Annotated in this window: 21 protein-coding genes; 15 read left to right on the forward strand and 6 right to left on the reverse strand. The window is 68.0% G+C overall.

What is annotated here, in order from left to right; translation table 11 throughout:
* The first annotated feature begins 359 nt into the window (after window positions 1-359).
* The 14 genes from BLR75_RS18415 to BLR75_RS18480 all read left to right on the forward strand — a co-directional run bounded on the left by BLR75_RS18415 (window position 360) and on the right by BLR75_RS18480 (window position 17,745).
* On the forward strand, window positions 360-1,007 hold the full coding sequence (locus tag BLR75_RS18415) for a TetR family transcriptional regulator C-terminal domain-containing protein (RefSeq protein ID WP_084312019.1): 648 nt from the start codon (window positions 360-362) through the stop codon (window positions 1,005-1,007).
* Window positions 1,008-1,091: 84 nt separating this feature from the next.
* On the forward strand, window positions 1,092-1,832 hold the full coding sequence (locus BLR75_RS18420; RefSeq protein ID WP_084312018.1) for a response regulator transcription factor: 741 nt from the start codon (window positions 1,092-1,094) through the stop codon (window positions 1,830-1,832).
* A gap of 3 nt (window positions 1,833-1,835) precedes the next feature.
* Window positions 1,836-2,603, forward strand: a complete 768-nt coding sequence (locus BLR75_RS18425; RefSeq protein WP_084312017.1) for a substrate-binding periplasmic protein — start codon at window positions 1,836-1,838, stop codon at window positions 2,601-2,603.
* A complete protein-coding gene (locus BLR75_RS18430) occupies window positions 2,600-4,840 on the forward strand; it encodes an ATP-binding protein (RefSeq protein WP_084312016.1) in 2,241 nt (746 codons plus the stop codon). Before BLR75_RS18425 ends, BLR75_RS18430 begins: the two co-directional genes overlap by 4 nt.
* Window positions 4,841-5,225: 385 nt before the next feature.
* Entirely contained in the window at window positions 5,226-6,638 is a 1,413-nt protein-coding gene (locus BLR75_RS18435; RefSeq protein WP_084312015.1) for an amino acid permease, read from the forward strand.
* Between the two features lie 380 nt (window positions 6,639-7,018).
* Window positions 7,019-7,810 (forward strand): enoyl-CoA hydratase/isomerase family protein, encoded by a 792-nt coding sequence (locus BLR75_RS18440; RefSeq protein ID WP_084312014.1) that lies wholly within the window; start codon window positions 7,019-7,021, stop codon window positions 7,808-7,810.
* 4 nt (window positions 7,811-7,814) lie between these two features.
* A complete protein-coding gene (locus tag BLR75_RS18445) occupies window positions 7,815-8,975 on the forward strand; it encodes an acyl-CoA dehydrogenase family protein (RefSeq protein WP_084312013.1) in 1,161 nt (386 codons plus the stop codon).
* 10 nt (window positions 8,976-8,985) lie between these two features.
* On the forward strand, window positions 8,986-11,073 hold the full coding sequence (locus BLR75_RS18450) for an acetate--CoA ligase family protein (protein WP_084312012.1): 2,088 nt from the start codon (window positions 8,986-8,988) through the stop codon (window positions 11,071-11,073).
* Between the two features lie 129 nt (window positions 11,074-11,202).
* Window positions 11,203-12,813 (forward strand): 5-guanidino-2-oxopentanoate decarboxylase, encoded by a 1,611-nt coding sequence (locus BLR75_RS18455; RefSeq protein WP_084312011.1) that lies wholly within the window; start codon window positions 11,203-11,205, stop codon window positions 12,811-12,813.
* 24 nt (window positions 12,814-12,837) lie between these two features.
* Entirely contained in the window at window positions 12,838-14,013 is a 1,176-nt protein-coding gene (locus BLR75_RS18460; protein WP_084312010.1) for a pyridoxal phosphate-dependent aminotransferase, read from the forward strand.
* A 21-nt stretch (window positions 14,014-14,034) separates the two neighbouring features.
* Entirely contained in the window at window positions 14,035-14,739 is a 705-nt protein-coding gene (locus BLR75_RS18465) for an NAD(P)H-dependent oxidoreductase (RefSeq protein WP_084312009.1), read from the forward strand.
* 378 nt (window positions 14,740-15,117) lie between these two features.
* Window positions 15,118-16,053, forward strand: coding sequence for a LysR family transcriptional regulator (locus BLR75_RS18470; RefSeq protein ID WP_084312008.1), 936 nt, complete (start codon window positions 15,118-15,120; stop codon window positions 16,051-16,053).
* A 188-nt stretch (window positions 16,054-16,241) separates the two neighbouring features.
* Entirely contained in the window at window positions 16,242-16,439 is a 198-nt protein-coding gene (locus tag BLR75_RS18475) for a hypothetical protein (RefSeq protein WP_084312007.1), read from the forward strand.
* 427 nt (window positions 16,440-16,866) lie between these two features.
* Window positions 16,867-17,745, forward strand: a complete 879-nt coding sequence (locus tag BLR75_RS18480; RefSeq protein ID WP_084312006.1) for an alpha/beta fold hydrolase — start codon at window positions 16,867-16,869, stop codon at window positions 17,743-17,745.
* Window positions 17,746-17,846: 101 nt separating this feature from the next.
* Here the strand turns inward: BLR75_RS18480 and BLR75_RS18485 are convergent, their stop codons facing one another.
* Complete coding sequence (locus tag BLR75_RS18485) at window positions 17,847-18,269, reverse strand: DUF3301 domain-containing protein (protein ID WP_169720256.1); 423 nt, start codon at window positions 18,267-18,269, stop codon at window positions 17,847-17,849.
* 151 nt (window positions 18,270-18,420) lie between these two features.
* Here BLR75_RS18485 and pdxY point away from each other — a divergent pair, with 151 nt between their 5' ends.
* On the forward strand, window positions 18,421-19,287 hold the full coding sequence (gene pdxY, locus BLR75_RS18490; protein WP_084312004.1) for a pyridoxal kinase PdxY: 867 nt from the start codon (window positions 18,421-18,423) through the stop codon (window positions 19,285-19,287).
* Window positions 19,288-19,451: 164 nt separating this feature from the next.
* On the opposite strand, the gene ybaL is transcribed toward pdxY, so the two are convergent.
* From ybaL to BLR75_RS18515, 5 genes are all read right to left on the reverse strand, one after another.
* Complete coding sequence (gene ybaL, locus BLR75_RS18495) at window positions 19,452-21,161, reverse strand: YbaL family putative K(+) efflux transporter (protein ID WP_084312003.1); 1,710 nt, start codon at window positions 21,159-21,161, stop codon at window positions 19,452-19,454.
* A gap of 176 nt (window positions 21,162-21,337) precedes the next feature.
* The gene (locus tag BLR75_RS18500) at window positions 21,338-21,838 is read right to left on the reverse strand and encodes an acyl-CoA thioesterase (protein WP_084312002.1); all 501 of its coding nucleotides are present in this window, start codon (window positions 21,836-21,838) and stop codon (window positions 21,338-21,340) included.
* 125 nt (window positions 21,839-21,963) lie between these two features.
* Window positions 21,964-22,722 (reverse strand): SDR family NAD(P)-dependent oxidoreductase, encoded by a 759-nt coding sequence (locus BLR75_RS18505; RefSeq protein ID WP_084312001.1) that lies wholly within the window; start codon window positions 22,720-22,722, stop codon window positions 21,964-21,966.
* A gap of 262 nt (window positions 22,723-22,984) precedes the next feature.
* Window positions 22,985-24,352: a glutamine synthetase family protein gene (locus BLR75_RS18510; RefSeq protein ID WP_084312000.1), complete on the reverse strand. Its 1,368-nt coding sequence runs from the start codon at window positions 24,350-24,352 to the stop codon at window positions 22,985-22,987.
* 131 nt (window positions 24,353-24,483) lie between these two features.
* Window positions 24,484-25,878, reverse strand: coding sequence for an aspartate aminotransferase family protein (locus BLR75_RS18515; RefSeq protein WP_084311999.1), 1,395 nt, complete (start codon window positions 25,876-25,878; stop codon window positions 24,484-24,486).
* Between the last annotated feature and the right edge of the window lie 14 nt (window positions 25,879-25,892).

Consider the following 25,892-nt stretch of genomic DNA (forward strand, 5'->3'; position numbering starts at 1 on the left):
GGGTTTGGGGGTATTCCCCGAAAGGGTGGGGTGCCGGGCTGCTCTTCGTAGGAGCGAGCTTGCTCGCGATCCCCTATCTACCGGTAACCACGGCGCGGCCGGCCGGTCCGGATGATCGCGAGCAAGCTCGCTCCTACAGGTATGCGCCTACCGCGGGGGAACGATTCCGAAACTGCGGAGCCGCTTTTTTTGTAGGAGCGAGCTTGCTCGCGATCCCGCAGATCCCGGCGACCACGGTGCCGCCGGCTGCTTCGGATGATCGCGAGCAAGCTCGCTCCTACACGCTGGGCCTCGTACCACTTCCCTCTTGCTGCACAATCGTTCAAATTCTCCCCTGACCTTCACCCGGAGCCCCAGGCATGAACCAGGAAGTCCGCTTTTCCCGACTGGAACCCGAGCAGCGCAAGGCCCTGCTGATCGAGGCGACGCTGACCTGCCTGAAGCAGCACGGCTTCCAGGGCGCCTCGATCCGCAAGATCTGCGCCGAGGCCGGGGTGTCGGTGGGGTTGATCAGCCACCACTACAGCGGCAAGGACGAACTGGTCGCCGAGGCCTACCGGGCGATCACCGGGCGGGTCATGCAACTGCTGCGCGAGGCCATCGCCGGGGCGGCGCCGGATGCGCGGGCGCGCCTGTCGGCGTTCTTTCGCGCGTCGTTCTCCGCCGAACTGCTCGACCCGCAGCTGCTGGAAGCCTGGCTGGCGTTCTGGGGCGCGGTGAAGACCGCCGAGGCGATCAACCAGGCCCACGACCATTCCTACGGCGAGTACCGCACCGTGCTCGCCCAGACCCTCGGCCAACTGGCCGCCGAGGAAGGCTGGGAAGACTTCGACGCCGATCTCGCGGCGATCAGCCTCAGCGCGCTGCTCGACGGCCTGTGGCTGGAATCCGGGCTGAATCCCAATACCTTCACTCCCGAGCAGGGCATGCAGATCTGCGAAGCCTGGGTGGACGGCCTGCAGGCCGGCGGACGCCAGCGGTTCCGCAAGTCGCCGGCCGGCTGTTGATCGATCGTTCAGCGGCCGTTACCCTGCGGCGGCAGTAGGACGCTTCCTACAACCCACAATAAGAAGACATTCCAGGGCAGTGCGATGGCTCCCCGTGTACTGATCGTCGATGACGATCCGCTGATTCGCGAACTCCTCCAGGCCTACCTCGCCGAGGAAGGCTACGACGTGCTCTGCGCCGACACCGCCGAGCAGGCGGAAAGCTGCCTGGCCGAGGCCGAGCGCGGCGAGCAGCCGATCGACCTGGTGCTGCTCGACATCCGCCTGCCCGGCAAGGACGGCCTGACCCTGACCCGCGAGCTGCGCGTGCGCTCGGAGGTCGGCATCATCCTCATCACCGGGCGCAACGACGACATCGACCGCATCGTCGGCCTCGAATGCGGCGCCGACGACTACGTCAGCAAGCCGGTAAACCCGCGCGAACTGGTGTCGCGGGCGAAGAACCTGATCCGCCGCGTGCGCCATGCGCGCAGCACGCCGGCCGCTGCCGCCGCCGCTCCGCGCGCCAGCCAGAAGCGCTTCGCCCACTGGCTGCTGGACGTCGACCGGCGCCGCCTGATCGACACCGACGGCAGCGAAACCGCGCTGACCCACGGCGAGTTCCAGCTGCTCTGCGTGTTCCTGCGCAACGCCGGCCACACCCTCAACCGCGACCAGTTGATGGACCAGATCCGCAACCGCGAGTGGCTGCCCAACGACCGCTCCATCGACGTGCTGGTCGGCCGCCTGCGCCGCAAGCTGCGCGACGATCCCGCCGAACCGGAGCTGATCATCACCATCCACGGCGCCGGCTACCTGTTCACCGCCTCCCCCAGCGACGCCTGAGCGATGCGCTGGCTGGCCCTGCTCGCCCTCCTGCTGTGCGCCGTGGCGCAGGCCGGCGAGCGCATCCGCTACTGCGACCACCCGGTGTACCCGCCGATATCCTGGAGCGACGGCCAGCAGATACGCGGCCTGGCGCCGGAAGTGGTGCGCGCGGTGTTCGGCGAGCTGGGCTATGAGGTGGAGTTCGTCACCCTCGGCAACTGGAAGCGCTGCCTGCTGGACGCCGCCGCCGGCCGCGTCGACGCGGTGCTGGCCTACCGCACGCCGCAGCGCGACGACGGCCTGCGGTTCTCCAGCGTGCCGGTGCTGCGCGAGGAAGTGGCGATCTTCTACAACCGCAAGCGCCCGGTGCGGTTCCGCCAGCTCGACGACCTCGCCCACTACCGCGGCGGCCTGCTGTTCGGCGAGAGCTACGGGCCGGACTTCGACCGCTTCGTCGCCAGCCACGACAACATCGAGTGGGTCTCCACCAGCCGGCAGAACTTCGGCAAGCTGGTGCGCCAGCGCATCGACTTCATCATCCACGAGCGCCGCACCGGCCGGCTGTTCGCCGAGCAGCTGTCCGGCGGCGAGGACATCCGCGTGCTGCCCACGCCGCTGACCGTCGACTACCTGCGCATCGCCGTGTCGCGCCATTCGCCGCTGGCCGCGCGGATGACGGAGATCGACGCGGCGCTGCAACGGCGCGTCGACGACGGCAGCATCGCGCGCTGGCTGGACGACAGCGAAGCCGGCTACCGCGTCATGCTCGGCGGCGGGGTGCCGCGATGAGCTTCCCGCACCTGCCCGGCGGCCTGGCGCGGCGCCTGCTGCTGCGGGTACTGCTGTTCAGCCTGTGCTTCACCGTGCTGGCCGGCGCCGTGCAGCTGTATTTCGAGTACCGCCGCGAGATGCGCGATATCGAGGCGCGCCTGGAGCTGATCCGCGTCGGCTACCTGGCCAGCTTCGAGCGCAGCCTGTGGGACCTCAACCAGGAGCAGCTGAACGTGCAGCTGCACGGCCTGGTGGACTTCCCGGACATCGCCCGCGCCAGCCTGCGCAGCGCCGACTTCAACCTGGTCCAGGGCGACGCACGGGGCCGCGGGCCGCTGCGGGTCGAGCGCTTCCCGCTGAGCTACCAGCCGCCGCAGGGCGAACGCCGGCAGCTGGGCGAACTGGAAATCGCCATCGACCTCGGCGCCGTCTACCGGCGGCTCTGGCAGGGCGGCCTGGCCAGCCTGCTGTGGATGGGCGTGTTCCTCTGCGGCCTGGCCGTGGCGCTGAGCTGGCTGTTCCATAGCCTGGTCACCCGCCACCTGCGGGTGATGGCCGACTTCGTGCGCAGCATCGCCGGCGGCGACCTGCAGGCGCCGCTCCTGCTGGACAAGCGCGAGCGCGCCGAGCAGGACGAGATCGATACCGTGGCCCACGCGCTGGACGACATGCGCCAGGCGATTCGCGCCGACCTGCGCCGCCGCGAGGCCGACCGCGCGGCCCTGCAGAGCAAGCGCGACGAGCTGCAGCGGCGGGTCGAACGGCGCACCGCCAGCCTGCGCCGCGCCAAGGAGGAAGCCGAAGCCGCCAACCGCGCCAAGACGCGCTTCCTCGCCACCATGAGCCACGAGATCCGCACGCCGCTCAACGGCATCCTCGGCATGGCCGAACTGCTGCGCGGCGCACCGCTGGGCGAACAGGACCGGCGCCGGCTGCACGCGCTGTCCCAGGCCGGCGAAGGGCTGCTGGCGATCCTCAACGAGGTGCTCAGCTTCGCCAAGCTGGAGGACGGCGCCAGCCAGCCGGAACCGCTGGACTTCTCCCTGCGCCAGCTGCTCGACGACGTGCTCACCCTGCTCGAACCGCGCGCCGAGGAAAACGGCACCTGCCTGCGCCTGCACATCGACCCGCAGGTACAGGACGCCTGCCGTGGCGCCGAGCAGTTCCTCCGCCAGGTACTGAGCAACCTGGTGGCCAACGCGGTGAAGTTCACCGAGGACGGCGAGGTGCGCCTCGAGGTGGGCCTGCTGGCGCAGGAAGAAAACGGCCAGCGTCTGCGCTTCGCGGTGATCGACGACGGCATCGGCATCCCCGCGGCGGCGCTGGCGAAGATCTTCCAGCGCTTCACCCAGGCCAGCGAGGAAGTGGCGCGGCGCTATGGCGGCACCGGCCTCGGCCTGGCAATCAGCAAGCGCCTGGTGGAAGCCATGGGCGGCGAGATCGGCGTGGACAGCCGCGAGGGCGAAGGCAGCACCTTCTGGTTCGAGATCGTACTGGCGCCGGCTTCCGCGCCGCTGGCTTGCATTCCTTCGGAGGCACCGGGCAAGGCGCTGGACATCCTGCTGGTGGAAGACGTCGCGCTCAATCGCGAGGTGGCCCAGGGCCTGCTGGAGCGCGACGGCCATCGGGTCAGCCTCGCCGAGGATGCCGATCCGGCGCTGGCGCTGTGCCGCGAACGGCGCTTCGAGCTGATCCTGCTCGACATGCACCTGCCCGGCCTCGGCGGCATCGAACTGTGCCAGGCGATCCGCGCCCAGGTCGACGGCCGCAACCGCGACACGCCGATCCTCGCCTTCACCGCCAACGTGCTGCCGGGCATGGTCCGCCGCTACTACGCCGCCGGCATGCAGGGCGTCCTCGGCAAACCTCTGCGCCTACCCGAACTGCGCCGCGCGCTGGCCGGACTGCACGACGCCGTTCCCTTCACCGAAGACGGACCACTGGACCTGCAGGTGCTGGCGACCCACCGGCAATTGCTCGGCGAGCACAGGCTGGCGGAACTGCTCGCCAGCCTGCGCGGGATGCTGGATGAACAGCTGCCGCTACTCGACGAGGCGCTGCAACATGACGATCCGCAGGAGGTGGCGGACCTTGCGCATAGATTGGCGGGGAGTTGCCAGTCCATGGGATTGCGGGCGTTGGGGGAGTGTTTGCGCGAGTTGGAGAGTGCGGCGCTGGCCGGAGAAGAGTTGGCGGGGTGGGCGGAGCGGGTAGCGGCTTGTCGGGAGGAAGCCATGCGGGAACTCGATTCGTAGGAGCCAGCTTGCTGGCGATCAATGTTCGCCGGATGCCCGGCCGCCAGGCGTAACTCCGATCGCGAGCAAGCTCGCTCCTACAGGCTTTCATCGCGGCGAGTTGTAACGGCCTACGCCTGACCTGACCGTAAGAGCGGGCCATGCCCGCGACAATCGCAGGCACCGCCGCGTGTCGCGGGCATGGCCCGCTCCTGCAACGGCCGGCGCTTGCGACAAATTCCTTACGACTTTTTACATCTTCGATCCCAACCTTCAACGGCTCCTTACATCCCCTTCCAATAATCCGGTGGCATCCGTGCCCGAGACACGGCTTCCGACTGATTGGAGACAACAATAATGAGCCGTCACGTCCATCTCGCCCGCACCCCGAATCCGGAGGTGCGCCATGGCTGAAGCTAAAGAGAAGATCCAGCTCACCCGAGCATTGCAGAGCCGCCACATCTTCATGCTGTCCCTCGGCGGGGTGATCGGCACCGGCCTGTTCATGGGCTCGGGCGTGATCATCAACCAGGGCGGCCCGGCCGGCGCGATCCTCGCCTATCTGGTGGCCGGCCTGCTGATGTACCTGGTGATGGTCTGCCTCGGCGAGCTGTCCGTGCAGATGCCGGTTTCCGGCTCGTTCCAGGCCCACGCCACGCGCTTCATCGGTCCCGCCACCGGATTCATGATCGGCTGGGTGTACTGGATGAGCTGGGCCTCCACCGTCGGCCTGGAATTCACCGCCGCCGGCATGCTGATGACCCGCTGGTTCCCCGACGTGCCGATCTGGCTGTGGTCGGGCTTCTTCGTGGTCGTGCTGTTCTCCCTCAACGCCCTGACCACCCGCGCCTTCGGTGAAGCCGAGTACTGGTTCTCCGGGATCAAGGTGGCGGCCATCCTCGGCTTCATCGTGGTCGGCCTGCTGGTGATCTTCGGCGGCATCCCGCTGGAAAGCGGCGAGCCGGCGCCGATGATGAGCAACCTGCTCGGCGACAGCCTGTTCCCCAACGGCCTGGCGGCGGTGTTCGCGGTGATGATGACGGTGGTCTACGCCTTCCAGGGCTGCGAGATCATGGGTGTCGCCGCCGGCGAGACCGAGCAGCCGGAGAAGAGCATCCCGCGCGCCGTGCGCAACGTGGTGTTCCGCGTGCTGATCTTCTACGTGCTGGCGATCGCCGTGCTGGCCGCCATCGTCCCGTGGGAGAAGGCCGGGCTGATGGAAAGCCCGTTCGTGCAGGTGTTCGACATGGTCGGCATCCCCTACGCGGCGGACCTGATGAACTTCGTGATCCTCACCGCCATCCTCTCGGTGGGCAACTCCGGCCTGTACGCCTCGACCCGCATCCTCTGGGCGATGTCGAAGACCGGCATGGCCCCGCGCAGCCTGTCCAGGCTGAGCGCCCGTGGCGTGCCGTTGTACGCGCTGCTGATCACCCTGGCCTTCGCCCTGCTCTCGCTGCTGACCAGCGTGATCGCCGCCGACACCCTGTTCATGGTGTTGATGGCGGTGAGCGGCATGTCCGGCACAGTGACCTGGATCGTCATCGCCTACGCCCAGTACCGCTTCCGTCGCGAGCACATGGCCAAGGGCGGCACGGTGGCCGACCTGAAATACGCCGCGCCGCTGTTCCCCTTCGTGCCGCTGGCGTGCATCGTCATCTGCTGCTCGCTGTTCGTCTTCCTCGCCATCGACCCGACCCAGCGACCGTCGCTGTACTGGGGCTTCGGCTTCATCGCCGCGTGCTACCTGGCGTACTACACGCTGAAGCTCAAGCGCGGCCAGGTGCTGAGCGACGAGGCGGTGTCGAGTATCGGCTAAGCCTTCCCTTTGCATGACACGAGCCCCGCATTGCGGGGCTTTTCGCTTTTCGCTTTTCGTAGGAGCGAGCTCCTACAGGTCCCGGCGCCCGCCCACCCTGTAGGAGCGGGCCATGCCCGCGACAATCGCCGGCGTCACCGATGTCGCGCGCATGGCGACGCTCCTACAGTCGGCCTCGGCGTTTGTTCGAAGTTGTAACAACCACCCCGCCCTCCTCCCCGGCCAATCCTTCAAAGCCCCATGAAATCAGGCTCCGGAGCATTCCCACACCCCGTTACAAGCCCCCTTTCGGGTGCATTGCCGCCTTGCTGAACACTTGTTTAGTATGGCTTCCAATGCTTCACCGACCTCACCACAAGTGACAACAACACGAGGGCAGCATGACTCACGTTTCCTCTCTCTCCAGCCGGATCGAAGGCGGCATCGCCTGGATCGCCCTGAACCGCCCGCAGCAGCGCAACGCGCTGGACATCCCCACCCTGAAGGCCCTGCACGCCCAGCTCGATGCCTGCGACAGCGACCCCGCCGTGCGCGTGGTGGTGCTGACCGGCACGGGCCGCAGCTTCTGCGCTGGCGCCGACCTCGCCGAATGGGCCGAGGCCGAAGCCCGTGGCGAGCTGGAAACCTACGGCTGGACCGAAACCGCCCACGCCCTGATGGCCCGTTTGCACGGCATGGACAAACCGACCATCGCCGCCATCAACGGCACCGCCGTCGGCGCCGGGATGGACCTGACCCTCTGCTGCGACTTCCGCATCGCCGGCGCCTCGGCGCGCTTCAAGGCCGGCTACACCGGCATGGCCTACTGCCCGGACGCCGGCGCCAGCTGGCACCTGCCGCGGCTGATCGGCAGCGAGGCGGCCAAGCGCCTGCTGTTCCTCGACGAGCTGTGGAACGCCGAGCGCGCGCTGAATGCCGGGCTGGTCGGCGAAGTGGTCGCCGACGAGCAGCTGCAAGCCGCCGTCGGCGACTTCGCCGCGCGCCTGGCCGCCGGCCCGACCTTCGCCTTCGCCCAGACCAAGCGCCTGATCCGCGATGGCGCCAACCGCTCGCTGACCCAGCAGCTGGAAGCCGAACAGGCTGCCGGCCTGCTCTGCGGTCGCAGCGAGGACGCCGCCGAAGCCCTGCGCGCGGTGGCGGAAAAACGTTCCCCCAACTTCAGCGGCAGGTAATCCCATGGACTTCCAACTGACCCAGGAACAGGAAATGCTCGTCGAGGCGGTCAAGGCCTTCGTCGAGAAGGAGCTGCTGCCCTACGAGGAAGAAGTGGACCGCGCCGATGCGGTATCCCCGGAGCTGGCCGCGCAGATTCGCGGCAAGGCCATCGCCGCCGGTTTCTATGCCTTCAACATGCCCGAGGAAGTCGGCGGTGGCGGCCTCGACTACCTGTCCCAGGCGCTGGTCGAACGCGAGCTGTCGAAGGTCTCCTGGGCGCTGCACGTGTTCGTCGCGCGTCCGTCGAAGATCCTCATGGCCTGCAAGGGCGACCAGATCAGCGACTACCTGCTGCCCGTCGTGCAGGGCGAGAAGATCGACTGCTTCGCCCTCACCGAGCCGGGCGCCGGTTCCGACGCCAACTCGATCAAGACCCGCGCCGCCCGTGACGGCGACGACTTCGTCATCAACGGCGCCAAGCACTTCATCAGCCACGCCGGCCACGCCGACTTCGCCATCGTCTTCGCGGTGACCGACACCTTCGAGCGCAACGGCAAGAAGCGCAACGCCGTGACCGCCTTCCTGGTCGACAAGGGCACTCCCGGCATGACCGTGCGCCGCGGGCCGAAGTGCGTCAGCAACAAGGGCTACCACACCTACGAAATCTTCTTCGACGACTGCCGCGTGCCGGCCTCCAAGGTCCTCGGCGAAGTCGACAAGGGCTGGGAAGTGGCCAACGCCTGGCTCACCGCCGGCCGCGTGATGGTCGCCGCCAACTGCGTCGGCCAGGCCCAGCGCGCGCTGAACCTGTCGCTGCAATGGGCCGCCGACCGCAAGCAGTTCGGCCAGGCCATCGGCAGCTATCAGGGCATCTCCTTCAAGCTCGCCGACATGGCCACGCAGATCCGCGCCGCCGAGCTGATGACCCTGCACACCGCCTGGAAGATGGACCGCGGCAGCATGACCGACGGCGAGGCCGGCATGGCCAAGCTGTTCGCCAGCGAAGTGCTGGGCAAGGTCGCCGACGAGACCGTGCAGATCTTCGGCGGCATGGGCCTGATGGACGAAGGCCCGGTCGAGCGCATCTGGCGCAACGCGCGGATCGAGCGCATCTGGGAAGGCACCTCGGAAATCCAGCGCCACATCATTTCCCGCGAACTGCTGCGGCCGCTGCTGCGTTGAGGTCCGAGCCATGAACCGAGACAACCTCAAGCGCCTGCTCGCTCCCCGTCACCTGGCCTTTATCGGCGGCCGCAGCATGGCGCGCGCGCTCAAGCGCTGCGCCGAAGGCGGCTTCAAAGGCGAGATGTGGCTGGTCAATCCGCAGCATGACGAACTGGAAGGCGTGCCCTGCGTGCGTTCGGTGGCCGATCTGCCGTGCGGCCCGGACGCCGTGTTCATCGCCACCAACCGTGAACTGACCCTCGACGCCGTCGCCGAACTCGCCGCGATAGGCGCGGGCGGCGCCATCTGCTACGCCTCCGGCTTCGCCGAAACCGGCGAGGAGGGCGAGGAACTGCAGAAGCGCCTGCTGCAGGCCGCCGGCGACATGGCCCTGCTCGGGCCGAACTGCTACGGCCTGCTCGACTACCTGCACGGCGCCGCGCTGTGGCCGGTGGCCCACGGCGGGCACATGGTCGAGAAGGGCGTGGCGGTGCTGACCCAGAGCGGCAACTTCGCCTACAACATCTCGATGAGCGACCGCTCGCTGCCCGTCGCCTACATGGCCTCGGTGGGCAACCAGGCGCAGCTGGGCGTCGCCGAGCTGATGGACGTGCTGCTCGACGAGCCGCGCGTCACCGCCATCGGCCTGCACCTCGAAGGCCTGAAGAACGTCCCCGGCTTTGCCCGCGCCGCCTACAAGGCGTTGCAGAAGGGCATCCCCGTGATCGCCCTGAAGACCGGCGTTTCCGAGATCGGCGCGGAACTCGCGCTCAGCCACACCAGTTCGCTGGCCGGCTCCGACGCGTTGTACGACGCGCTGTTCGATCGCCTCGGGGTGATCCGCGTGAGCGGTCCGGTGAGCTTCATGGAAACCCTCAAGGCGGCCGCCTGCGGCAACCTGCCTGCCGGTCCGAGCCTCGCCGCTCTGGCCTGCTCCGGCGGCGACGCCGGGCTGATCGCCGACTACGCCGAGCGCAACGGCCTGAGCCTGCCCAGGCTGGTCGATGCGCAGCGCGCGGAACTCGCCAAGGTGCTGCCGGACTATGCCAACATCGCCAACCCGCTGGACTTCACCACCGCCATCTGGGGCGACGGCCCGGCGCTGGAGCAGATGCTCGACAGCGCCCTGCGCACGCCGGCCGACGCCGCGCTGCTGGTGCTCGACTATCCCGGCGAATCCACCGGCGAACGGCCGCAGTGCGACCTCCTGCTGGAGCTGTACTGCGCCGCGCTGAAGCGTCACGACAAGGTCGGCTTCATCGCCTCGGCCTTCCCCGAACTGCTGCCGGCCCACGCCCGCGAGTTGCTGCACGCCAATGGCGTCGCTGCATTGCAGGGCGTCGAGGACGGCCTTGCCGCCTGGGGCCGCATCGCCCACTACCGCCAGCGCCGCGAAGCACTGCTGGAGCGTGGCGAGGCGGCGCGCGTGCCGCTCTGCCCGCTGGCGCTGGAAGGCCAGGGCCGGCTGCTCGACGAATGGAACTCCAAGCAGGCGCTGAAACCCTTCGGCGTGCCGCTGCCGCCGGGTGTGCTGACCACGCCGGAACAGGCCCGCGAGGCGGCCGTCGAGCTCGGTTTCCCGCTGGTGCTCAAGGCGGTCAGCGCCGACCTGCCGCACAAGACCGAGGCCGGCGGCGTGGCGCTCAACCTGCGCAACGAGGCCGCGCTGGAAGCGGCGTTGCTGAGCATGCGCGAGAACCTCGCCCGCCACGCGCCGCAGGTCGCCTTCGACAAGGTGCTGCTGGAACGCATGGCCAGCCCGCCGCTGGCCGAGCTGATCGTCGGCATCAAGCGTGAGGCCGGATTCGGCCTGGCGCTGGTGATCGGCGCCGGCGGCATCCTCGTCGAGCTGCTCAAGGACAGCCGCAGCCTGCTGCTGCCGACCACCGACGCGGCGATCCGCGCCGCCCTGCTGAGCCTGCGCAGCGCGCCGCTGCTCACCGGCTTCCGTGGCCGCCCAGCGGTGGACATGGACGCGCTGGTGGAAGCCATCCGCGCGGTCGCCGACTACGCCTGCGAGCACGTCGATTCGCTGCTGGAACTGGACGTGAACCCGCTGCTGGCCTGCGCCGATGGCGCGGTGGCGGTGGATGCGCTGATTCGAGTCGCCGAATGAACAAGAACCTGTAGGAGCCAGCTTGCTGGCGATCCCGGAGTTACCCACAACACCGGAGTCTCCGGATAGCACGGATGATCGCGAGCAAGCTCGCTCCTACGAAGAGCAGAACAGCTTCGAGGAGTGAACATGCAGAACATCAAAACCCTCACCGGCGGCCAGGCCCTCGTCCGCCTGCTCGCCAACTACGGCGTCGACACCGTCTTCGGCATCCCCGGCGTGCACACCCTGGAGCTGTACCGCGGCCTGCCCGGCAGCGGCATCCGCCATGTGCTGACCCGCCACGAGCAGGGCGCCGGCTTCATGGCCGACGGCTACGCCCGGGTCAGCGGCAAGCCCGGCGTGTGCTTCGTCATCACCGGCCCCGGCGTGACCAACGCCGCCACCGCCATCGGCCAGGCCTACGCCGATTCCGTGCCGCTGCTGGTGATCTCCAGCGTCAACCACACCGCCAGCCTCGGCAAGGGCTGGGGCTGCCTGCACGAGACCCAGGACCAGCGCGCCATGACCGCGCCGATCACCGCGTTCTCGGCGGTTGCCCTGAGCGCAGAGGATCTGCCCGAGCTGATCGCCCGCGCCTACGCCGTGTTCGACAGCGAGCGTCCGCGCCCTGTGCATATCTCCGTGCCGCTGGACGTGCTCGCCGCCCCGGTGGCGCGCGACTGGAGCAACGAGGTGGTTCGTCGTCCCGGCCGTGGTCCGGCGGCATCCGCCGCCATCCAGCAGGCTGTGGATAAACTCGCCAGCGCGCAACGGCCGATGATCATCGCCGGTGGCGGCGCCCTGCATGCCGCCGAATCCCTCGCAGCGCTCAGTGAGCGCCTGGCCGCGCCGCTGTTCACCAGCGTCGCCGGCAAGGGCCTGCTGGCGCCGGAAGCGCCGCTTAACGCCGGTTCGACCCTGTGCACCCAGGCCGGCTGGGACATGATCGGCGAGGCCGACCTGATCCTCGCGGTCGGCACCGAGATGGCCGATACCGACTTCTGGCGCGAGCGCCTGCCGATCGGCGGCGAGCTGATCCGCATCGATATCGACTCGCGCAAGTTCAACGACTTCTACCCCAGCGCCGTGGCGCTGCACGGCGATTCACAGGCGAGCGTCGAGGCGCTGCTGGCCGGTTTGAAGTTATCCACACGCGATACCGCGTCGGCACAACAGCGGATTGCCCAGTTGAAAGCGCAACTGGATGCCAGCCATGCGCCGCTGCAACTTATCCACAAGTCGATCCTGGAGCGTATCGAGAAGGCGCTGCCGGACAACGCCTTCATCGCCAGCGACATGACCCAGCTGGCCTACAGCGGCAACTACCTGTTCCCCAGCAAGGCGCCGCGCGGCTGGCTGCACCCCACCGGCTACGGCACCCTCGGCTACGGCGTGCCGGCCGGCATCGGCGCCAAGTTCGGCGCGCCGGAGCGGCCCGGCCTGGTGCTGGTGGGCGACGGCGGCTTCCTCTACACCGCGCAGGAACTGGCCACCGCGGTCGAGGAGCTGGACAGCCCGCTGGTGGTGCTGCTGTGGAACAACGACGCGCTGGGGCAGATCCGCGACGACATGCTCGGCCTCGACATCGAGCCCATCGGCGTGCTGCCGCGCAACCCGGACTTCGCCCTGCTCGGCCGCGCCTATGGCTGCACGGTGCGCCAGCCGCAGAGCCTGGACGCGCTGGAAAGCGACCTGCGCGAAGGTTTTGCACAGCCCGGCGTCACCCTGATCGAACTGAAACACGCCTGCGCCCAGTAACGGCCCGGCAGCGAGGTAAGCACCATGCGTTATTCACAACTCACCCAACGCATCGCCGGCGACGGCGCCGCCGCCTGGGATATCCACTACCGCGCCCTGGCCCGTCTGGAACAGGGCGACGACATCCTGCTGCTGTCGGTCGGCGATCCGGATTTCGACACGCCGGCACCGATCGTCGATGCAGCTATCCACAGCCTGCGCGCCGGCAATACCCACTACGCCGACGTCAGCGGCAAGCGTGCCCTGCGCGAGGCCATCGCCGCGCGCCATGGCAAGCGCAGCGGCCAGGCGGTGGACGCCGACCAGGTGATAGTGCTCGCCGGGGCACAGTGCGCGCTCTACGCGGTGGCCCAGTGCGTGCTCAATCCGGGCGACGAGGTGATCGTCGCCGAGCCGATGTATGTCACCTACGAGGCAGTGTTCGGTGCCTGCGGCGCCACCGTGATCCCGGTGCCGGTACGTTCCGAGCACGGTTTCCGCGTGCAGGCCGAGGACGTCGCCGCGCGCATCACCCCGCGCACCCGCGCGCTGGCGCTGAACAGCCCGCACAACCCGTCCGGCGCCAGCCTGCCGCGCGCCACCTGGGATGCGCTGGCCGACCTGTGCATAACCCATGACCTGTGGATGATTTCCGACGAGGTCTACAGCGAACTGGTGTTCGACGGCGAACACATCAGCCCGGCCAGCCTGCCGGGCATGGCCGAGCGCACCGCGACCATCAACAGCCTGTCGAAATCCCACGCCATGACCGGCTGGCGCGTGGGCTGGGTGGTCGGCCCGGCGGAACTCGCCGCGCACCTGGGCAACCTGGCGCTGTGCATGCTCTACGGCTCGCCGGACTTCATCCAGGACGCCGCCGTGGTCGCACTGCAGGCCGATCTGCCGGAACTGGAGGCCATGCGCGAGGCCTACCGCCAGCGCCGCGACCTGGTCCTCGACTGCCTCGACGGCTGCCCCGGCCTGCGCACGCTGCGTCCGGACGGCGGCATGTTCGTCATGGTCGACATCCGCGCCACCGGGCTTTCCGCCGGGGAGTTCTCCGATATCCTGCTGGATCGCCACGGCGTCTCCGCGCTCGCCGGCGAAGCCTTCGGCCCCAGCGCCGCCGGACATATCCGCCTCGGCCTGGTGCTGGACGAGGAACCGCTACGCGAAGCCTGCCGGCGCATCGCCCGCTGCGCCGCCGAACTGATGCAGTAAGACTCATCCACGGAAACCGCCATGAACGTACTGATCGTCCACGCCCACAACGAACCGCAATCCTTCTCCACCGCGCTGTACAAGCTGGCGCAGGAAACCCTGCAGGGCCAGGGTCACGCGGTGCAGGTCTCCGACCTCTACGCGATGAACTGGAACCCGGTGGCCAGCGCCGCCGACTTCGCCGAACGCGCCAACCCGGACTATCTGGTCTATGCCCTGGAGCAGCGCGAAGGAACGAAGAACCAGAGCATCGCCGCCGACATCCGCGCCGAGCTGGACAAGCTGCTGTGGGCCGACCTGGTGATCTTCAACTTCCCGATCTACTGGTTCTCCGCCCCGGCCATCCTCAAGGGCTGGTTCGACCGCGTGCTGGTTTCCGGCGTGGTCTACGGCGGCAAGCGCTTCTACGACCAGGGCGGACTGGCCGGCAAGCAGGCGCTACTGACGGTGACCCTCGGCGGCCGCGAGCACATGTTCGGCGAGGATGCGATCCACGGCCCGCTGGAAGACATGCTGCGGCCGATCCTGCGCGGCACCCTGGCCTACACCGGCATGCAGGTGCTGCCGCCCTTCGTCGCCTGGCACGTGCCCTACATCAGCAACGACGCCCGCGAAGGCTTCCTGCGCGACTACCAGGACCGCCTGCAGAACCTCGCCAGCGACCAGCCGCTGGAATTCCCGCGGCTGGAGCAGTTCGACGAGCGCCTGTATCCACTTCCGCGCTGAGTCCGCTTGGCGGGTTTCACCCTGGCTTTCAAGGGGATCGCGGCTTGTGTAGGAGCGAGCTTGCTCGCGAATAGGTGGGAATTGCTCATTTGTAGGAGCGCGCCATGCGCGCGACCTCGGCGGTGCCAGCGTGTCGCGGGCATGGCCCGCTCCTACAGAAGATGGCTCGCCCGCCGCAGATCGCGCCAGGCAGGAAAGAAAATGGTCGCTACAGCCGGAGTTGCATGCGTGAGGGATCGGCGGCTGACTGGTGTGCCAGCGACCAGACGATGGACAGGGTTTGCCCAGCGCTGCTGCAGCGACCTGTGCGCAGTATAGGCAGCAACAATCTGTAATGAAGTGCCTATACTGCGATGCAGTTTTGCGGAGCAGGCAACAATGGACACCCTACACGGAATGCGTACCTTCGCCCGGGTGGTCGATGCTGGCAGTTTCACAGCAGCGGCCAATGCCCTCGGGCTTTCCACCGCGCAGGTCTCGCGCATCGTCTCGGAACTGGAAACCCACCTGCAGGCGCGCCTGCTGCACCGCACCACGCGGCGGCTGGCGCTGACCGAAACCGGCGAGCGCTACCTGCAGCGCTGCCGGCAGATCATCGGCGAGGTCGAGGAGGCGGAAGCCGAGGCCAGCGGCGCACACCTGCGTCCGCGCGGGCGCCTGCGCGTGCATTCGATCGCCGGTCTCGGCCAGCAGCACCTGGTCCCGCTGATCTCGCGCTATTGCGAGCTCTACTCCGAGGTGAACGTCGAACTGACCCTGTCCCAGCGCCAGCCGGACATCCTCGAGGAAGGCCAGGACGTGGTGATCACCCGCGACCGCGAACTGCCCGACTCCGAATACGTCGCCCAGACCCTCGGCACCATCTACAGCGTGCTCTGCGCCAGCCCCGGCTACCTGCAGCGGCGCGGCATCCCGCGCAGCGTCGAAGACCTGCACGAACACCAGTGCCTGCATCTGGTCGACCCGACCTTCCCGGAAGGCTGGGCCTTCGAGGAAGGCGGCGAGGAATGCGTGATCCGTCCACAGGACACCTTCATGGTCAACGTCGCCGAAGCCCTGGCCGGCGCCGCCCGTGCGGGCATGGGCGTGTGCCTGCTGCCGAGCTACGTGGCGGCCCCGGCGCTGCGCCACCGCGAGCTGGTGCGGGTACTGCCGGAACACCGCCTGCACGTGCGGCAGATCTTCGCCCTGTATCCGTCACGGCGCTTCCTCGACGCGAAGATCCGCACCTGGATCGAGTTCCTCAAGGAGGAACTGCCCAGGGCCTTCGCCGAGGACGAGCAGGTGATCGGGCATCCCTCGAACTGGGCGTGATTCCGTAGGAGCCATGCCCGCGACAGCCACAGGCGCCGCGCCGGGGTCGCGGGCATGGCCCGCTCCTACAATTGGATTATTGCTTTCCAGGCAACGCTCTATTGGTCAGCCAGCTATTTTTCCAGGCACTGTTGCGCCGTAACCTTTCTCCGACCCGAACGATCGGGTATTCAGAAAGGAACATCATCATGTCTCGTGCCCTTTACGCTGCCTCCCTGCTTGCCGTCTGCTCGCTGTCCTTCACCCAACTGAGCTTCGCCGAGGAATCCCGGCTGATGGCCGACAAACTGGTCAAGGCGAACGAAGCGGCCATCGCGCTGCAGAAAGCGGACAACTCCGCCGAACGTACCGCGAACACCAGTGCCGCCAACCACGCCGATTCCTGATCGGCGTACGATCCCCCGGGAAGTCCGGTGCGTGAGCCGGATTTCCCTAGCCTTGCGCCGCAGTCGATCTGCGGCGTTTTTTTGCGAATCGCCCTACTGTTGCAAAAAGTGAAATAGATTTTCACAGATCAGCCGGTTTATCGACAAAGCTGTAATCAATACCATTGATTCCGACGATTCGGCGAAATTCCGCTATACCGAATGAGCAGAATTTCACCAGTGATACAGCTTCAAGCGCCCTGTACCGGTCCAGTTGGCCGGTCAGCCGCGTTCTCCTGCTTCCCGACGCCGATACCGATTGCTCCAGATCGACGTCTTTCTCCGGCCGCTCTCATCAGCGGCTTTTTTTTTGTCCGCGCGAAGCCTGCCAGACTGGCCCGGCATCCCCGACGATCGCTACACTGCGCGGCCAATAAGGAGAAAATCGATGCATCTCGTGCCTTGGTCCCACGCCAGTTCGGCCGGTTACACCCTGCGCGGCTGGCGCAGCGAGCCGTCCGGCAAGCCGCTGCTGCACTTCATCCACGGCAACGGCTTCTGCACCCGCGCCTACGAGCCGATGCTCAGGCTGCTGGCGGAAGACTTCGACCTGTGGATGTGCGACGTCCAGGGGCATGGCGACAGCGACCACGGTGGCCGCTTCCACGGCTGGAACCGCACGGCCGAGCTGGCGGTGGAAGCCTTCGAGGCCGGCCGCGGGCTGTTCGGCGAGGTGCCGCGCTTCGCCTGCGGGCACAGCTTCGGCGGGGTGCTGACCAGCCTGATCCTGTCCCGCCACCCGCAGCTGTTCCGCCGCGCCGTGCTGCTCGATCCGGTGCTGTTCACCCCGGCGATGATCGGCGTGATGGCATTGTCCGAAGTGCTCGGCCTGCACAGGCGCCGCACCATGGTGCAGAAGGCCCGCACGCGCCGCAGCCAGTGGCCGGACCGCGCCGCCGCCTATGCCGGGCTGCACGGCCGCGGCATCTTCAGGGGCTGGACCGATGCGGCGCTGTGGGCCTATGTCGAGCACGCGATGAAGCAGGTGGAAGGCGGCGTCGAGCTGAAATGCCGGCCGAGCCGCGAGGCGGAGATCTTCTCGTCCTTCCCCAAGCGTCTGTGGCCGTCGCTGGGCAAGGTGACCACGCCGACGCTGGTGCTCTACGGCGAGCGCACCTATCCCTTCGTGCCCAAGGCGGTGGCGCGCTGGTGCGCGCAGAACCGGCATGCCAGCGGACACCGCGTGGAGGGCGGGCACTGCTTCATGCAGGAGCATCCGGAGGACAGCGCCGAGCGGGTCGCGCGCTTCCTGCTCGGGCACGAATGACCTCGGCTTGAATCGCGTTTCGTCGATCCGGAGCGGCGATGGCGCCCATTGATCTACATAGCGCCATCCACCCTACGGGAGCGAGGCCGAGGGGGGTGGGATCAGTCGCCGAACTTCTTGGTCTGGTGCGCGCGGCGCCACTCGTCGAGCTGCACGATTTCGGCGCTGCGTTGCGGGCGCGGCGGTTCGTCGAATACCGCGTCCACCACCACGTCGTCGGCCTGGGTCCGGGGTTCCGGGGCGAAGCGGAACGGCGCCAGTTCGATATGGCCGGCATACTGGCCGAACATGAGGATGCTGCCGGCGTAGCGTTCCTGCCCGGTGGCGGTGAATTCGAAGGAAAACTCCCGGGCCAGGCGCAACTGGCCGCGCTGGTCGCGGCGCAGGCGCAGGCGGCGCAGGGCGACGTTCTCGTCGAGCAGCTCGACGCCCTGGCGGACGCAATGCTGCCTGGCCAGCAGCAGCGCGCGCTCGCGGACACCGTGGGCGCGCCACCACCAGGCGGCGCACGCGGCCAGCAGCATGAATGCGAAAAGGTTGCCCAAGGTCACTTCAAGGCTCCGCTCCGGGACAGGCGCCCCAGCTTACCCACTCCGCCGACCCGCGGCGAGTGGTGGTTGTTCACAGTGCGCCCTTTGCATCCCATACTGCCGCATTCTGCAGCAGGAAACAGTCATGGCGCGTACCCCGCACATCCTCACCATCCAGTCCCACGTCGTGTTCGGCCACGCCGGCAACAGCGCCGCCGAATTTCCCATGCGCCGCGTCGGCGTGAACGTCTGGCCGCTGAATACCGTGCAGTTCTCCAATCACACTCAGTATGGTCACTGGACCGGCGAGGTGCTGCCCTCGGAGCAGATTCCCGCACTGGTGGACGGCATCGCCGCGATCGGCGAGCTGGGCAACTGCGACGCCGTGCTCTCCGGCTATCTCGGCAGCGCGGCGCAGGGCCGGGCGATCCTCGAGGTGGTGGCGCGCATCCGCCAGGCCAATCCGCGGGCGGTCTACCTCTGCGACCCGGTGATGGGCCATCCGGAAAAGGGCTGCATCGTCGTCCCGGAAGTCAGCCAGTTCCTCCTCGACGAAGCCGCCGCGGTGGCCGACTACATGAGCCCCAACCAGCTCGAACTGGACAGCTTCTGCGAGCGCACCGCGGAATCCCTGGAGGACTGCGTGGAGATGGCGCGCAGCCTGCTGGCGCGCGGGCCGAAGGCGATCCTGGTGAAGCACCTGAACTACCCCGGACGGCCGGCGGATGCCTTCGAGATGCTGCTGGTCACCGCCGACGAGGCCTGGCACCTGCGCCGCCCGCTGCTGGCCTTCCCGCGCCAGCCGGTGGGCGTCGGCGACCTCACCTCCGGGCTGTTCCTCGCCCGCCTGCTGCTCGGCGACGCGCCGCTCACGGCCTTCGAATTCAGCGGTGCCGCGGTGCACGAGGTGCTGCTGGAAACCCAGGCCTGCGGCAGCTACGAGCTGGAACTGGTGCGCGCCCAGGACCGCATCGCGCACCCGCGGGTGCGGTACGAGGCGAAGGCGCTGTAGAAACGCGCCCTATCGTTCCCACGCTCCTGCGTGGGAACGCAGCTCTCGACGCTCCCGCGTCGATTGGGACGCAGGAGCGTCCCCGGATGGGTTACCACGCGGGAGCGTGGGAACCATAGGTACGGTCGCGGGCATGGCCCGCTCCTACACTCCCTATCGCTCCGTTAAGCCGACTGCGGCAGCTCGCTGTCGTCGTGCCGCACCGGCGCGTCGCCCAGGCCCAGGCGCTGGAACATGCCGCGGGCGATCTCGCGTTCGCCCATGATCACCAGGTCCGCGCCGTTCTGTTCGAGGTAGTCCACCTCGGTGTCGAAGTGCGCGCGGGCGATGATGTCCAGCTGGGGGTTGGCCGTCCGCGCGTGGCTGGCGATGCGCCCGGCCTCGAAGCCGTTGGGAATGGCGATCAGCAGCCAGCGCGCCGATTCGACGTTGGCCAGCTTCAGCACCTCCGGATTGGCGGCATTGCCGACCACCACGGTGAGGCCGCTCTCGCGCAGTTCGGCGGCCTTCTCGCGCTTGTCCTCGATCACCACCAGCGGCACGCCGGCCTTGCACAGCCGCGCGCTGACCAGGCTGCCGACGCGGCCGTGGCCGATGAGGATGGCGTGATCGCACTCGCGCACGGTCGGCGGCAGGTCCTGTTCCTCCTGCTGCTGGGCCACGGCTTCGCCTTCGCTCTCGACGACCACCGGCTGCGCCTTCTGCAGCCGCTCGATGGCGATGAACAGCAGCGGGTTGACCAGGATCGACAGGATCGCGCCGGCCAGCACCAGGTCGCGGCCCATCTCCGGCAGCAGCTGCAGGCCGACGCCCAGGCTGACCAGGATGAAGGAGAACTCGCCGATCTGCGCCAGGCTGGCGGCGATGGTCAGCGCGGTGCTGCTGGGGTGGCCGAAGGCGCGGACGATGACGTAGGCCGCCACCGACTTGCCGAACACGATGACCAGGAAGGTGGCCAGCACCGGCAGCGGCTGCTCGATCAGGATCGCCGGGTTGAACAGCATGCCAACCGAGACGAAGAACAGCACGGCGAAGGCGTCGCGCAGCGGCAGCGAGTTCTCCGCCGCCTCGTGGCTGAGTTCGGATTCGTTGAGGATCATCCCGGCGAAGAACGCGCCGAGGGCGAAGGACACGCCGAACAGCACCGCCGAGCCATAGGCGATGCCGAGGGCGATGGCCAGCACGGCGAGGGTGAACAGTTCGCGCGAGCCGGTGGCGGCGATCCGCTCCAGCGCCCAGGGCACGACGCGGCGGCCGCCGAAGATCATCAGCGCGACGAAGGCGGCGACCTTGCCCAGGGTCAGCAGCAGCGGCAGCAGCAGGCCGGCGTCGCTGCCGTCGGACTTGCCGCCCAGCGAGCCGGCCAGCGCCGGCAGCAGCACCAGGGTGAGGACCATCGCCAGGTCCTCGACGATCAGCCAGCCGATGGCGATGCGCCCGCGCTTGGTGTCGATCAGCCCGCGCTGCTCCAGCGCGCGCAGCAGGACCACGGTACTCGCCACCGACAGCGCCAGGCCGAACACCAGCCCGGCGCCGATCTGCCAGTCCATGGCCCAGGCCAGGCCCATGCCGAGCACGGTGGCGACGGCGATCTGCACCACCGCGCCGGGAATGGCGATGGCCTTCACCGAGAGCAGGTCCTTCAGCGAGAAGTGCAGGCCGACGCCGAACATCAGCAGGATCACGCCGAGCTCGGCGATTTCCTGCGACAGCGCCTGGTCGGCGACGTAGCCGGGCGTGAACGGCCCGGCCAGCACGCCGGCCAGCAGGTAGCCGACCAGCGGCGAGATGCGCAGGCGGTTGGCCAGGGCGCCGAGGATGAAGGCCAGGACGAAGCCGGCGGCAAGGGTGGTCAGCAGCGGTGTGTGGTGCATGGTCTGGGCTCCGGGCACGCAGGGAGCGGCCGCGCCCGTGACGGGCCGGCAGCTCGAAGGTGGATCACGGGGTCAAGCCCGCGCAGGAAAGTCTAGGCAATGCCGGGTGCATCACCGAAGGTCAAGGTTAACCTGCTGACGCAACGAGATTTTTCCCCGATGCGCGGGATTTCTTGTCAAGAAATGTCGCCGCCCAGGTCTTCCTCGCGGATCGCCTGGTAGCGCTGCTCCAGCTCCTGGCGTAGCTGCCGGCGATGCTGCCCCTGCAGGTAGCGGCGCTTCTCGTCGCGGGTGCGCGGCTGCAGCGGCGGCACCGGGACCGGTTTGCGCTCGTCGTCCAGCGCCACCATGGTGAAGAAGCAGCTGTTGGTGTGGCGCACCGACTTCTCGCGGATGTTCTCGGTGACCACCTTCACGCCGATCTCCATGGAGGTGCGCCCGGTGTAGTTCACCGAGGCGAGGAAGGTGACCAGCTCGCCGACGTGGATCGGCTCGCGGAAGGTCACCTGGTCCACCGACAGGGTGACCACGTAATGGCCGGCGTAGCGGCTGGCGCAGGCGTAGGCGACTTCGTCGAGGTACTTGAGCAGGGTGCCGCCGTGGACATTGCCGGAGAAGTTGGCCATGTCGGGGGTCATCAGGACGGTCATGCTGAGCTGGTGGTTGCCGGGTTCCATAGCGGTCTCATCGGTTCACGGGATCGAAGAGACAAGCCTATACCGGCGAGGTGGCAGGGAGGGGAAGAATTGGTCGGGGACGCCCGGATGGGTTCCCACGCGGGAGCGTGGGAACCATGGGAGTTCTACCTCCCCGCCGAAAGCCCGAAATCGATCGCCAGGTCGGCCCCGGTGATCGCCTCGGATTGCGGCCCGCAGAGATACCAGACCAGCTCCGCCACTTCGTCCGGGCGGATGAAGCGGGCCGTCTTGCCCTGTGGATAATCCTTCAGCAGCGCGCGCTTGTAGGCGTCCGGGTTGCCGTTGCCGTAGCGTTCGGCCTGGTAGTCGAACATCGGCGTGGCGATGTCCGCCGGCGAGATGGCGTTGACCCGCACGCCCTGCTCCGCCAGTTCCAGCGCCAGGGTGCGGGTGAGCATGGTCAGCGCCGCCTTGCTCGCGCAGTAGGCCGCCGAGCCGCGGTAGGCCTGGCGGCCGGAGTCGCTGGAGATGTTGACGATGCAGCCGCTGTTTTCCTTCAGGTAGGGCGTGGCCGCCTGGCACATGTAGAACGCCGCCTTCAGGTTCACCCCCAGCACCAGGTCGAACTCGTCCTCGTCGAAACGCTCCACCGGCCCTTCGCGCCAGACGCCGGCGGCGTTGACCAGCGCGTCCAGGCGCCCGGTGCGGGCGAGGATGTCGGAGACCAGGCTGTGGCAGTTGTCGGCGCTGCGCAGGTCGGCCGGGACGCTGGCGTCCAGCGGCACCTTGGCGTTGAGGGCGTGCAAGCCGTTCCGGTCCAGGTCGGTGGCGGCGATGCGCCAGTGACTCTGGGCGAAACGTTTGGCGATGGCGCTACCGAGGCCGCCGGCGGCGCCGGTGATCAGAACGACGGGGGTGCTCATTGGCTGCGGGATCTCCCTGCCTGAAAGGGGCCGGCAGCGCCGCAGGCAGTAGCGGCGCATTGCCGTCGAACAAGGGCGCCGCAGAGGCGGCGCCCGTATCTAATGACCAAGGAAAGACGAGAAATTTCGTCTTGCCATGAATTATTTTTTGCCGGGGTGTGATCCACGCAAAGCCCCACCGAACCTGTAGGACGGGCGGGGACGCCTAGTCCATGCCCGCGACCGGTCGCGCCCAGGTGCGCTCCTACAGATGCATCCGGCTTCAGGCGTGACCGAGATACCACCGCCAATCCTGCTCTCCCACCTCGCCCATGAACTGCCGGTACTCCTCCCACTTGATCGCCAGGAACACCTTGAGGAATTCCTCGCCCAGCGCATCTCGGGCCCATTCGGACTGTTCCAGCGCGCGCAGGGCGGTGAGCCAGTCGGTGGGCAGGAATTCGCGGGCCTGCTCGTAGCCGTTGCCGGTGATCGCAGCGCCCGGGTCGATCTGCTCGCGGATGCCCTTGTGGATGCCGGCGAGGATCGCCGCCGCGGCCAGGTAGGGGTTGGCGTCGGCGCCGCAGATGCGGTGCTCGATGTGCCGGCTCTGCGCCGGGCCGCCGGGCACGCGGAACGACACGGTGCGGTTGTTCACGCCCCAGCTCTTGGCCAGCGGCGCGTAGCTGTTGGCCTGGAAGCGGCGGAAGGAGTTGGCGTTGGGGCAGAAGATCGCCAGCGAGTCGAGCAGGGTCGCCAGCATGCCGCCGATGGAGTGGCGCAGCAGCGGCGTACCCTGTGGGTCTTCACTCGCGTAGAGGTTGTTGCCCTCGCCATCGGCCAGGCTGACGTGCAGGTGCATGCCGCTGCCGGCGCGGTCGCCGAACGGCTTGGCCATGAAGCAGGCCTGCAGCCCGTGTCTATTCGCCACGCCCTTGACCAGGCGCTTGTAGCGCACGCCTTCGTCGATGGCCTGGAGCACGTCGAAGCGGTGTTCCAGGGTCAGCTCGACCTGGCCTGGGGCGTATTCCGAGATCGCGGTACGCACCGGCAGGCCCTGGACTTCGCAGGCGGCGTAGAGATCGTCGAGGAACGGCTGCAGCTGCTCCAGCTCGTAGACGCCGTAGACCTGCGGCGCTTCGGGGCGCACGCCGTTCATTTGCAGCGCCGGTTGCGGGCGGCCCTGGGCGTCGCGCTGCCTGTCCAGCAGGTAGAACTCCAGCTCCACCGCCATCACCGGATAGAAGCCGTCGGCCTTCAGCCGGTCGACCACGCGCACCAGCGCCTGCCGCGGATCGGCCGGGGTGGCGGGCAGGCCCTGGGTCGGGTGCATGCTCACCTGCAGCTGGCCGGTGGGCGTGGCGCGCCAGGGTTGCAGGGTCAGGCTGCCGGGCAGCGGATAGGTCCAGCAGTCGGCATCGGCCACTTCCCAGACCAGCCCGGTGCTTTCCACATCCTCGCCCTGGATGGTCAGGGCGAGGATCGAGCTGGGCAGCGGCCGGCCGTTGTCGTAGATGGCCAGCAGCTCGTCGCGGTGCAGCAGCTTGCCGCGCGGGATGCCGTTGGCGTCGATGATGAAGAGTTCGATGCTGCGCACTTCCGGGTGCGCGGCGAGGAAGGCTTCGGCTTCCTTTCGATCGGCGAATTGCATGGTGGACCTCGGTGGGCGCGGCGCGCCGCAGAATGCTTTTCGTAGGAGCGAGCTTGCTCGCGAACCCACCTCCGCTGCGGATTCGCAAAAGAGCGTTCGCGAGCAAGCTCGCTCCTACAGGTTCTTTTTGATCAGGCCCCGCGGGCGCCGGGGATGGCGAGGAGTTCGCTCAGCGCCTGGTCCAGCGTATCGATCAGGTGGTCGACATCCTCGGCGCTGGTATCCGGGCAGCACAGGGTCATGTTGTGGAACGGCGTGATCAGGATGCCGCGATTGATCAGGTACAGGTGCAGGGCCATCTGCAGTTCGTCGTGGAACGCGGCTTCGGCCTCGGCGCCGGTGCGCGGCGAGACGGGGCAGAACTGGAATTCGCTGCGCGCGCCCAGCTCGGTCACCGACCACTTCAGGCCGTGCTTGTGGATAAGTCCGCGGAAGCCATCCGCCAGGCGCTTCGCCAGCGGCAGCATGTGGTCGTAGGCGGCCTGGGTCATCACCTGTTCCAGGTTGGCGCGCATGCAGTGCATGGCCAGGGCGTTGGCCGAGAGCGTGGTGCCCATGCCGCTATGGCCGTGACCGTGGCTGTCTTCCTGGGCCTTCCGGCGCGAGGCGAGCATCTTCTCGGCCATTTCCGCGCTGCAGCCGAAGATGCCGCAGGGCACGCCGCCGGCGATCGGCTTGCCGACCACGAAGAAGTCCGGGTCGAGGTTCCACAGCCTGGTGCAGCCGCCGATGTCGGTGGAGATGGTGTGGGTCTCGTCGATGATCAGCAGCGCGCCGTACTTGCGGGTCAGCTCGCGGCACTTCTGCATGAAGCCCGGATCGGGCAGGACCATGCCGATGTTGGTCATCGCCGGCTCGCACAGCAGGGCGCAGACGTCGCCCTTGGCCAGCGCGGCTTCCAGCGCCTCGACGTCGTTGAAGGGGATGGAGCGGCTGTGCTGGGTCAGGTCGTAGGCCTGGCCGACCAGGCCGGAGCGGTGCACGGTTTCGCCGTCGCGGCAGCGCACCATCACGTCGTCGACGGTGCCGTGGTAGCAGCCGTCGAACACCAGCAGGGTCTTGCGCCCGGTGATGGCGCGGGCCCAGCGCAGCACGTAGCGGTTGGAGTCGGTGGCGGTGGCGGTCACCTGCCAGAACGGCAGGCCGAAGCGCGCGGCCAGCAGCTCGCCGCAGACCACGGCGTCCTCGCCCGGAAGCATGGTGGTCAGGCCGTTGCTGGCCTGCTCGGCGAGGGCGCGGGCCACCGGGTCCGGCGAGTGGCCGAACATGGTGCCTGTGTCGCCGAGACAGAAGTCGATGTACTCGTGGCCGTCGACATCGTAGAAGCGCGCCCCCTTGGCGCGTTCGACGAACAGCGGGCAGGGCGTCGACCAGTCGGCCATCCAGTGCATCGGCACGCCGGCGTAGAGGGACTTGTGCGCGCGCTCGGCGAGGGCGACGGATTTCGGATTGCGTTCCAGGAAGCGCTGCCGCTCGCGGGCGCTGAAGGTTTCGACGGCCTGTTGGGCGATACCGCTGGCGGTCATTTTGCACACCTCGT

The organism is Pseudomonas jinjuensis (assembly GCF_900103845.1).
In the GTDB taxonomy this organism is placed as follows: Bacteria; Pseudomonadota; Gammaproteobacteria; order Pseudomonadales; family Pseudomonadaceae; genus Pseudomonas; species Pseudomonas jinjuensis.